Origin of the sequence: Thioclava sp. F28-4, from assembly GCF_002020045.1 — a bacterium.
Lineage (GTDB): Bacteria > Pseudomonadota > Alphaproteobacteria > Rhodobacterales > Rhodobacteraceae > Thioclava > Thioclava sediminum.
Genome location: NZ_MPZQ01000031.1, coordinates 1 through 10,139, shown reverse-complemented (window position 1 = coordinate 10,139; position 10,139 = coordinate 1). Strand labels below are relative to the sequence as shown.

The following is a 10,139-nucleotide window of genomic DNA, read 5'->3' as shown; positions in this document are numbered from 1 at the left end:
TCTTGATAGCTGCGATGAACCAGAAATCCTCCGTTACGAAAACCTCAAATCTGTCCCATAGGCGCTGACGTCAGACAATAAGTGAATACAGTTGCTTGCGGCATCCCCTGTGCAATCTGTGTTCAGGGGGCGATCGTGCGTTGTCGCGCTCTAGCGGGTCTGGCGTTCCGTCTGGCGCCATACGTGCCGCATCCGGACAATCTGGATTGGGTCGAGATTATCGTTAATCAGGAAAGCCTCGACTATGAAGGCACGATGATCCTAGATTACCTGATGCCGCGATGGATGATCTAGGTGATCTATCTGTCCCCGATCATTCCGCCTCCAGCGGTTTCAACCTGTTTGCACATGCGATGATGCGCGTTGACGATTGTGGCAGTGGTCGATACCCTGTTCGTGCTTTATGCGTAGATTTTTTTTGCCTGCTTGCCGGTCTCAGGACCCAGCACCTCATCTACATCATCGCGCGCAAAAGGTGCGCGCGCGAATGTCCGATGCTCTTCGCTTGAACGCGTCTCAAACCGGCGGGCTGGCCCGGTCACCTTCAAATCCATGCCAATGTCTGGTCTACGGCCCGGGCAGGATTCCGGCCGCGAGCCCGATGAGCAGCGTGGCAAGCACGGTGACCACGACTGTTCCTTGGGTCAGAACTGCGCCCACCTCTGACGGGTGCTCTGTCGAAGAAGTTCGATACATCGGCACCATCAACCGCAGGTAAACTCCAAGTGCCAGCACCGAGTTCAGGACGCCGATGATCGCAAGCCACAGATACCCGGCCTCGACCGCTGCCGAGAGCAGATAAAATTTGCCCACGAAGCCGAAGAGCGGCGGGATGCCGGTCAGTGACAGCAGGAACACCACCATCGCCGCGCCGAGCCACGGACGGGTGCGCCCGAAGCCTTCGAGATCGCCCAGATCGCGCCCGGCCAGCAGGACAACCGCAAAGGCACCGAGGTTCATCGCCACGTAAGCGGCGGCAAAGACCAGAATGCCCGGAACGGCAAAGCCGCTGGCCCCGAGGGCCACGACGCCCATCAGGAAATATCCCGACTGTGCCACCGAGGAATAGGCGATCAGGCGCACAAGGTTGGTCTGCACCAGTGCGGCGAGGTAGCCATAGGTCATTGTCGCCGCCGCGATCACGGCCAGCGCCAGAGGCCAGCCACCGTCACGGGGCAGGTCGCGCAGGACCTGCGCGAACGCGAAAAAGGCGGCCGCCTTGGTGATGACGGACAGGTAGGCCGCGATCGACACGGGCGCCCCCTGATAAGCGTCCGGTGCCCAGAAATGAAACGGCACCAGCGATCCCTTGTAGCCCAGACCGACGATGATGGCGATCAACCCGGCGATGGTCACAAGTGTCTGGCCCTGCAACTGGCCCAGCTCCGAGAACAGGGTCGAGCCGGTGCCGCCGAACCAGAAGGTCAGCCCGTAGATCATCACCGATCCGGTGACCGCGCCGAAGACGAGGTATTTCATCGCTGCCTCGGTGGCCGCATCGTCGCGCGGCCAGGCCACAAGCGCGAAAGAGCCCAGTCCGGTCAGCACAACACCGATCACCACCACCATCATGTCGCCAGCCCCCGACAGCATCAGCGCGCCAAGGGTCACGAGCACGACGAGGGATTGAACGCTGCCTTCGCGCGGGCGACCGGTGATTTCGGCCCGGACGAGCAGCAGGGACAGAGCGGTGCCGGGCAGCAGGATCAGCTTGGCCCAGCCCGAAATCAGGTCTATCCGGTAAGTGCCGCCGAAGACGGTGGCGTCAACGCTCAGCATCGGCAGTGTCAGCAGGGTGGCCGCCGCAAGCCCGGCCAGACCGATGGCCAGCACCAGCCGCGCCGCGCGGAACATCTCGGCGACGATCATCAGCATCGCCGCGGCGGCAAGCGTAAGCTCCGGCGCCAGAAGGGCAAGATCGCGGCCCATCTCCATCAGTTGCCGAGGCCCGTCATGGTGGTGTGGATCATGTCAATCAGCCAGCCGGGTGCGACACCGATCAGAACGGTCAGGACGAGAAGCGGCAGGACCACCAGCTTTTCGCGCCGGTCCAGATCGGGCATGTCGGCCCATTTGTCGTTCATCTCGCCCAGAAACACGCCCGCGATGGCCCGCAGATACAGCGCCGCCGTGACAACGATGGCGAGGATCGCGATCAACCCCCAGGGCATGCCGTTCAGCGTGGCAAGGAAAATCTGGAACTCGGCCGGGAAGTGCGCCAGGCCCGGCAATCCGAGAGAGGCGAAAGCCGACAGGATGAAGGCCCAGCCAAGCCACGGCACACGGCCCAGCAGCCCGCCGAAATCGCCGATTCCGCGGGTATGGGCCCGGTCCTGCAACATGCCCACAAGGAAGAAGAGGGCGCCCGTGACCAGCCCGTGGCTGACCATCTGGAGGGTCGCGCCATCCAAAGCTATGGTCCGGATGCGCGGCTCTGTCGCCAGTGCAGCAATGGCGACGCCCATCACCACGTACCCCATGTGGTTAACGGACGTGTAGGCGATCATCTTCTTTAGGTCGCTCTGCGCCAGTGCCGCGAAGGCCCCGTAAAGCGCGCTGACCACCCCGAAGGCGAGGATCACCTGTCCGGCCTGCGCGAAGGCCTCGGGCGTCATCTGGTAGGCAAAGCGCACCAGCCCGTATGTGCCGAATTTCAGCATCACGCCGGCGAGGATCAAGCTGCCCGCCGTGGGCGCCTGCACATGCGCCGCCGGAAGCCAGGTGTGGACCGGGAAGGCCGGGATCTTGACCGCGAAGGTCACGAGCATTGCAATCAGCGCCAGCATGGCGGGAAGCCCGCCCAGTGTGGTACCTTCGACCCAGACACGCATGTCGAAGGTACCTGAGCCGAGGTAAAGCCCGATGATCGCCAGCAGGAGGGGCAACGAGCCCACAAGCGTATAGAGGAAGAACATGAGCGCAGCCCGTTGCCGCTCTTCATAGCCCCAGCCTGCGATCATGAAATACATGCCCACCAGTGAGACCTCGAAGAAGACATAGAAGAGCAGGCCGTCAAGCGCCATGAAGGTGCCGAGCGACGCGGTTTCCAGCATCAGCATCAGCACCACATAGGAGGCCGCCCGCTCCCCGATCCGCGCCGAATACAACGCCGACAGAAGAAACAGAAGCGAGGTCAGCAGCACAAGCGGCAGGCTCAACCCGTCCACGCCCAGTCGGTAGGCTGCGCCAATGGCCGGGATCCAGGCGATTTCCTCGACCTGGGCAAAATCTCCGGCCACGATGCCCCGCGCCCAGATCCCCAGCGTGATGAGGAAGACGGCCCCCGTCGCGGCGATGGACACCGTGTGTGCCTTTTTCGTGGAGCGGTCGGGCAGCGCCATAAGCGCGAGACCGGCAAGGATGGGCAGGAAGGTGGCAATGGTCAGAAGCGGCATGAGCGCGATCCTCAGAAGAAAAGCGGGGCGGCGAGGAGTACGCCGGTGACAAGGGCGATTCCGGCGACGGTCATCGCCATTTCGCGGTGGATAAGGCCGCTTTGCAGGCGGCGGGCGCGGGTGCCGAGGGCGACTGTGCGATCGACAAGGCCAAAGATTGCGCGGTCGATGGTGTCACGGTCGGTGCGCAGGCTGATCTGTCCGAGAGACAGGTTCAGCCTGCCAACCGCGTTGACCAGCGCCAGAAGCCAGTATTCGGCGCGCTCGATCCGGTGTGACAGCGCTTGTGCGCCTGTGACGATGCCGCCCAGCACGACACGGCGGATGATCCAGCTATCCAGACGGTCGCACAGCCGCGCCAGGGCCAGCGCCGGGCGGACCACGAGGGCGTCCAAACCCCCTGCAATTGGAAACCCATCCCGCGCAGGTGCAAGCAGCGGACCCAGAAGGCGGGCGGGGGCCAGCAGCCAGCCAAGCGCCAGCCCGGCCAGACCCACCGCCAGCCCCATGGCCGGGACGATCCAGCCGGGCTCGGCCAGATGCGCGCCCAGCATCGCCTCCAGCGGTTTGAAAACAAGGCCGAGCGTGGCGGCGAGTGCCACGAGAACGCCCATGCCGACGGCCATAAGCGGCACTGGATCGTGGGGCTTCTCCGGCGTGCCGGACCACAGCACCTTCAATGCCCGGCCCATATAAGCCCCGGTCAGCACCGACCCGGCAAGGGCCAGCAGCAGCAACCACGCGGCAGAGGGGCTATCGAGAGCCGCGGCGAGTATTGCGTCCTTGGAATAGAAGGCAGCGAGCGGTGGCAGCCCGGCCAGCGCCAGAGCTGCCACGGCAAAGCCCGCAAAGATGCCGGGCCGGGTGCGACCTGCGCCCGCAAGCGTGTCAAGATCCGTGCTCTCGCGGTCGTGCTGGAAGACGCCGGCGCCAAGGAACAGCGCCGACTTGATCGCCGCATGGGCGATCAGGTGCAGAAGGGCGGCGATGGGAACCCCGGCCCCCACCGCGATCAGCATCAGCCCGTACTGGCTGGCGGTTGAGGCGGCGAGCAGACGCTTGAGGTCCGTTGCGGCCAGTGCCATTAGCCCGGCAATCACCGCCGTCGCCCCGCCGACAATCCCGATTGCCAGAAGCGCGCCGCCAGGCAACATCGGTGCGGTCCGGATCAGCAGGATCGCCCCCGCCGCTACCAGCGTGGCCGAGTGGAGCAGGGCAGACACCGGCGTTGGTCCCGCCATCGCCCGCATCAGCCAGTCCTGCATCGGCACCTGCGCCGACTTGCCCATCGCCGCGAACAAGAGCAGCAGGCCCGCGATCAGCGCCGGGGTGCCGGTGGTGGCAAGCGTGGCCGATATCTCGGAGGTTCCGGCGATACCGATCAGCAGGAAGGCCGCGAGGTAGAGGCCCAGATCGGCCGTCCGGGTATAGAGGAACGCCCTCATGGCCGCCCCGGGCACTCCGTTGCGTCCGTGCCAAAACCCGATCAGAAGGTAAGAGGCGAAACCGATCATTTCCCACGCCGCCAGAAGTGTGATCCAGTCGCCCGACAGCACCAGAAGTTGCATCGCGGCCACGAACATCAGCATGGTGCCGAAAAAGCGGGGGCGTTCCGGATCCTGCGCCATGTAGCCCGCCGCATAGGTCAGGACCATGGCCGCGACGGTCGCGACGACCAGCGCCAGCGTTGCCGTCAGCGGGCTGGCCACCAACCGGATCGGCAGGTCCGGCAGGAAAGGCAGACTGGCCGTGATATCCGTACCGCCCGCCACCCCGGCGAACAGCGCAATTGCCCCGGCAAGGCCCAGGGCTGCGCCGATTAGCGCAATCGCCTCCGGCGCCCGCCGCAGCGCAAGGGCCGTCAGGCCCGCGCCCAGGGGCGCGAGGATCGTCAGCGCCAGCCAGATCACCCCTTGAGCTCCCGCGCTTCTTCCATCTCGACCGACCCGCGCGAGCGGAACCGCGCGATGGCGATGCCGAAACCCACGGCCATCTCGACCGCCATCACCGCCATGACAATTAGCACGAACATCTTCGCCGCGGTCACATCGGGGTGCAGATAGCGCCAGAACGCCACGAGATTGAGCAGTGCCGCGGCAAGGATCAGCTCGACCCCCATGATGATCATGACAAGGTTGGTCTGGCTGAGCGCGCCATAGAGACCAACGCCGAAAAGCGCCGCACCGACGCTGAGCGCGATCATGAGCTCGGGGATCATGGGGTGTCCTCCTCTTGCGGGGCGATGGCGACCATGGTCGCGGCGATCATCGCGGTCAGGATCATCAGCGCCGCGCTTTCAAAGATGAACATCGAGCGTCCGAGGATTTCGCGTCCCAGCAAGCGCGCCTGTTCATCGGCCCCGGGCACGTCGGGCACGGGGCCTTGCCAGCCGGCGGTCCAGATCACCACAAGCGCGGCAACCAAGCCAATCCCGCCTGCCCAGAGCGACAGGCGTTTCTGGTGTGTCATGTCCATCTTGCCCATGCCGCCGGGGTCCATCATGAACATGACCATGAAGATCGCCATGACGCTCATCTCGGTGGCCATCATCATGATCTGGAGCACGCCCAGGAACTCGGCTTGCATGACAAGGAACATCGCCCCGATGGCGGTCTGACTGAAGAGGAGCGCGATGGCCGAACGCACCATGGAATGCGTGCGAAAGACGACGATCCCGAACCAGATCGCGGCAACACCGAAAAACGCGAGAAACAGGGCGGTGGCAAGGCTCATATCGGCACCACGAGGGCGATGACGCCCACAAGGAAGATATTGGCCAGCGCCAGGGTGATGCCGAGCTTCCAGCTCAGTTCAAGATACTTCGCCTCGCGCAGGCGCGGCAGTCTGGATCCGAGCGCAAGCATCCCTGCTGCCACGGCGAGCGTCTTGAGCGCAGTCCAAACCCAGCCCGGCAGCCACGGGCCAAGCCAGCCTCCGAGGTAGAAAGTGACGGTTGCGCTGGCCAGTGCGACGATGATCACAAGCCGTGCCAGCCGCAGGACGGCCAGCCGCGCGCCGGTGTATTCGGCCTCGACTCCACCCGCCAGATCGCCGCCGCCGGTGGGCAGGTCGATGGGCGGCAGCCAGGCGACACCCATCGCCGCGATGACGAACAGGACGAAGCCGATGGGCTGATAGGCGACGTTCCACAGCGCCGCCTGAGACAGGACGATCTGGGTGGTGGAGAGCGACTCCGCCCGCATCGCCACTGCCGTTATGGGCATCACGATCAGCATGGCATAGGCGATGAACTGGCCCAGAAAGCGCCAGCCGCCGATCATCCCATAAGCTCCGTTTGGCCCCCAGCCCGCCATGATAAGGGCAACCAGTACATAGGCCAGCGCGGCGTTCAGAAACAACGCGCCAATGGCCAGATCGGTAATGATCAGCCCCGGCGCCAGCGGGATCACCGCCACCGACAGCAATCCCGCGACCAGCAGTAGGACCGGGCCGGATTCGAAGAAGAGCCGGTCGGGCGTGCGGGGCATGATCTGTTCACGGCCCAAAAGAGCAAGTGCCGAAGTCGCCGGGCGTGTCAGGCTCAGGCGTCCGTGAACCGCCCAGCTTTCCAGAACGGCCACTGCGTAGCAGCCGACAGCAAGCGCCAAAAGGATCATCGCGATACTCATTGTGACGCGCTCCAGGGATCAAGATCGAGCGAGGCGATTGCGGTCAGTGCGTCGGCAAGTTCCATCTGCTTTATCAGGTCGGGCACATGCGCAGCGAGTGCCGCGAAAGGTGTGGTCAGATGGGTCGAGGAAACCATGCCACCCTTCAATGTCAGGTGCAGGGTTGCCGGTCCGCGCGGTGTTTCCAGTGTGGCCATGCCATGGCCGTCGCCTTTTGCACGCGGCATCACTGGTATCGCAATCGCGCCCGCCTCGGCTATCAGATCAAGGCTTTGCGCAATCTCCGCACAGCGTTGGCGTAGCCGCGCCATCGCGTCGCCTTCATCCTGCGTGATCGGTTCGAAACCTAATTCGTCGTAGACCCCGTCGCCGTGTCTGGCATCGGACGCATGGCCCGCCGCACGTGCCACAGGACCTTCCGATGCTCCCTGAAGCGTCCCGATCCCGGTCAGTTTTGGTCCCATAAGTGATCGGTTGAGTGCAACGTGCAGAAGGCTCGTTATAGAGGTTGCTTGCTCTGCCACCTCATCCGCTTTAGCCGTCCGGACGCGGTGTTCCATGGCCGCCGCCCGGCGCCCCAGCGGTGCAAGGCCCGCTTGTCGAGCCAACCCGGCAAGCCAGTTGAGATGGCTTGCGATCCTTTCGCGTTCAACCGCCGCGGCGCGCGCCGTCAGCACGTCTTTCGGCGCGGTCTGCCCTGTTGCAGCTTCGGCAGCGCGGCAGGCCAGTTCGCGCATCGCCACAAGTGACAGGGGCACCGCGTCTGCAAGACTTGCAGCAAAGTCTTCGAGAGCAACGCCTGATGGCAGCGCTGCCGCCTCCATCCCTCTGATCTCGGCGCCCGCGACGCTGTCTCCATCGAGGGTCAGAACCATATGCAGTCCGCTTGGCAGACCCGGGAAGAATGGGCCGAATGGAGCGTCTATCCATTCCATCACCAACCCGTCGGGGCTGACCGGTTTGCCTTCCGTCAGCTCGACCATGGACATGAAATGTGGCTCGATCCCCGGGATGTCGGGCGCTGCGCCGTGGCCTGCGTGGCCATGATGCTCGCTATGCGCATCCTGCTGCCCGTGTGCGCCATGCGCAGCGTGCCCCCCTTGGCCCTCTTGGGCTGGCGTGTGCGCGTGGTGCTTGTGACTGCCATGTCCACTGTGCGCGTGGCCTCCGGCCTCGGCCTGCGGAACGAGGTCCATGCCGCATTTGGGGCAGGAACCCGGTGTCTCGGAGGTCACCTCGGGGTGCATCGGGCAGGTGTAGGGGCCTGTCGGCTCCGAGGCCGGTTTGGCGTGATGGCCGTGGCCGTGATGCGCATGATGACCTTGGTGCGCGTGCTCTCCGGCCTCGGCCTGAGGGACGAGGTCCATGCCGCATTTGGGGCAGGAGCCGGGCGTGTCGGAGGTGACCTCTGGGTGCATGGGGCAAACATAGGAAGTGGACGCCTCGGCGCTGGTCACAGCATCCGCGTGATGATGGGCCTTTTCTGCTTGCGTAGAACCCGTGGACGATTTCTCATGGTCCTCATGGTCCTCATGGTCCTCATGGTCCTCATGGTCCTCATGGTCCTCATGGTCCTCATGGTCCTCATGGTCCTCATGGTCCTCATGGTCCTCATGGTCCTCATGGCCCTCATGGCCCTCATGGCCGTGCGACGCCGCGCCGGAAACGCGGCGTTCCACAAGGAACATCCCGCATTTCGGGCATTTGCCGGGTTCGTCCGAAACGACTTCGGGATGCATGGGGCAGGTGTATTCGATCCGCTCCGACAGGGCAGGCGCATCAAACTCCGTGATGTCTGGTGCAAAAGCCCCATTGCGGAGCAGTTTGCGCAGATCCTCCAGTCCGGAGATCAGGCCCGCCTGCGACATCTCCGCCGTCACGTCGGCAGTGGGCAGAGGGCCAAGATCGACCTCACCAAGCGCCAGAATGCACCGGGGTCGCGGCATCTGGGCCCAGACGACGCTGGCCGCATCGGCCAGCGCAGTGGGCAAGGGCCCCGCGATCAGCAAGACGTTCGCGTGGCGCGGCGTCACCGCGCGGATCAGCCCTGCGGCGTCCAGATCGAGACCACGGGCATTTGCGATATCCTCACCGGGAACAACGAACGCGCGCAAGTCCCGCGCCATGGCCCCGGCGACCAACCCGCGGAAACCGCGCAACAGACCCTGACGTGCTCCGGACAAATCCATCATTGCCGCCTCAGCGCGCCCTGGCTCCATCCATAGAGCAGGCCGAGAAACAGGATTGCGAGAAAGACACCCATGTCGAGCAGGGCAACCAGCCCCTCTTCACGGTAGACGACCGCCCAAGGGTACATGAACGCCATCTCCATATCGAAGGCCAGAAACAATAGCGCATAGCCGTAATACTTGGCGTGGTATCGGACCCAGACCGGATCGCGGGCCAGCGTGCCGGCGGTTGCGGGCACGTCCTTGGCGGGTTCGGCACGGGCCCGCCCGATCGCACGGGCGAGGGCATAGATGCTCAGGACCAGCCCGACCGTGCCGAACGTCAGGCCGAGCAGAATGGCGTATTGCGTCAGTTCACTCATGTCCGCACTGGCTCCTGTCGTGCTTGGCCTTTTTTGCCAGATCTGGTACCGCGCACGAAAAAGCCGTGCGTAGTCCTTTCCATCCACGTTAAGGCAAGGACGCTCAAAAAGAAAAACGATTACGAAAAATTACTTCCCCAACCTGACGACGCGACTTGAAGCAATGAGATTTTGAAAGTCGCGGCGCCTTTGTCAGCAGCAACCATGCGGATAAATTTCATCGGCACGATGGATTGCTGATTTCAAAATCACTAACATTGGTGCGGCGCGACAAACAAGTTGAGACTCAGCGTCAATCAGGATGGGACGCGGTGTTGGGCCTGTGACAGAAGGAGGGCGTAGCCCGACTGGAGGAACAGGCCCAACACCGCGTGCGCTTCGAATTTGCGTCTGCGATCGCGGCCGGACCGATATGCTGGTGGTTTTCAGGAATGGGAACCACCTTTGTGCCGGGCCGCCATGTAACCGATCAACAGACGAGGCTTTTTGTGCGTCGTCAGATAATTTGGGACATTTGAGCGGTTTTCCGTTTGGAGGCTCTGGCTCATCCTTGATTGAGTTTAT

10 protein-coding genes are annotated in these 10,139 nt (G+C 63.7%); 1 reads left to right on the top strand and 9 read right to left on the bottom strand.

Annotated elements, in window-relative coordinates; all coding sequences use genetic code 11:
- Positions 1 to 135: 135 nt before the first annotated feature.
- The gene (locus BMI87_RS22650; protein WP_168175262.1) at positions 136 to 294 is read left to right on the top strand and encodes a hypothetical protein; all 159 of its coding nucleotides are present in this window, start codon (positions 136 to 138) and stop codon (positions 292 to 294) included.
- A gap of 107 nt (positions 295 to 401) precedes the next feature.
- On the opposite strand, the gene BMI87_RS22645 is transcribed toward BMI87_RS22650, so the two are convergent.
- From BMI87_RS22645 to BMI87_RS21375, 9 genes are read right to left on the bottom strand one after another with little or no spacing between them, the layout of a single operon-like run.
- A complete protein-coding gene (locus tag BMI87_RS22645) occupies positions 402 to 554 on the bottom strand; it encodes a hypothetical protein (RefSeq protein ID WP_157835931.1) in 153 nt (50 codons plus the stop codon).
- A 13-nt stretch (positions 555 to 567) separates the two neighbouring features.
- Positions 568 to 1,929: an NADH-quinone oxidoreductase subunit N gene (locus BMI87_RS21420; RefSeq protein WP_078523489.1), complete on the bottom strand. Its 1,362-nt coding sequence runs from the start codon at positions 1,927 to 1,929 to the stop codon at positions 568 to 570.
- Between the two features lie 5 nt (positions 1,930 to 1,934).
- Entirely contained in the window at positions 1,935 to 3,395 is a 1,461-nt protein-coding gene (locus BMI87_RS21415; protein WP_078523486.1) for a NuoM family protein, read from the bottom strand.
- An 11-nt stretch (positions 3,396 to 3,406) separates the two neighbouring features.
- The gene (locus tag BMI87_RS21410) at positions 3,407 to 5,305 is read right to left on the bottom strand and encodes an NADH-quinone oxidoreductase subunit L (protein ID WP_078523485.1); all 1,899 of its coding nucleotides are present in this window, start codon (positions 5,303 to 5,305) and stop codon (positions 3,407 to 3,409) included.
- Positions 5,302 to 5,613: an NADH-quinone oxidoreductase subunit NuoK gene (gene nuoK / locus BMI87_RS21405; protein WP_050532696.1), complete on the bottom strand. Its 312-nt coding sequence runs from the start codon at positions 5,611 to 5,613 to the stop codon at positions 5,302 to 5,304. Before nuoK ends, BMI87_RS21410 begins: the two co-directional genes overlap by 4 nt.
- On the bottom strand, positions 5,610 to 6,128 hold the full coding sequence (locus tag BMI87_RS21400; protein WP_078523484.1) for an NADH-quinone oxidoreductase subunit J: 519 nt from the start codon (positions 6,126 to 6,128) through the stop codon (positions 5,610 to 5,612). The genes nuoK and BMI87_RS21400 overlap by 4 nt, the downstream gene beginning before the upstream one ends.
- The gene (locus tag BMI87_RS21395; protein WP_043847419.1) at positions 6,125 to 7,024 is read right to left on the bottom strand and encodes a complex I subunit 1 family protein; all 900 of its coding nucleotides are present in this window, start codon (positions 7,022 to 7,024) and stop codon (positions 6,125 to 6,127) included. Before BMI87_RS21395 ends, BMI87_RS21400 begins: the two co-directional genes overlap by 4 nt.
- Complete coding sequence (locus BMI87_RS22720) at positions 7,021 to 9,213, bottom strand: heavy metal-binding domain-containing protein (protein WP_210402514.1); 2,193 nt, start codon at positions 9,211 to 9,213, stop codon at positions 7,021 to 7,023. The genes BMI87_RS21395 and BMI87_RS22720 overlap by 4 nt, the downstream gene beginning before the upstream one ends.
- Entirely contained in the window at positions 9,213 to 9,575 is a 363-nt protein-coding gene (locus tag BMI87_RS21375; protein WP_043847423.1) for an NADH-quinone oxidoreductase subunit A, read from the bottom strand. Before BMI87_RS21375 ends, BMI87_RS22720 begins: the two co-directional genes overlap by 1 nt.
- Positions 9,576 to 10,139: the final 564 nt, after the last annotated feature.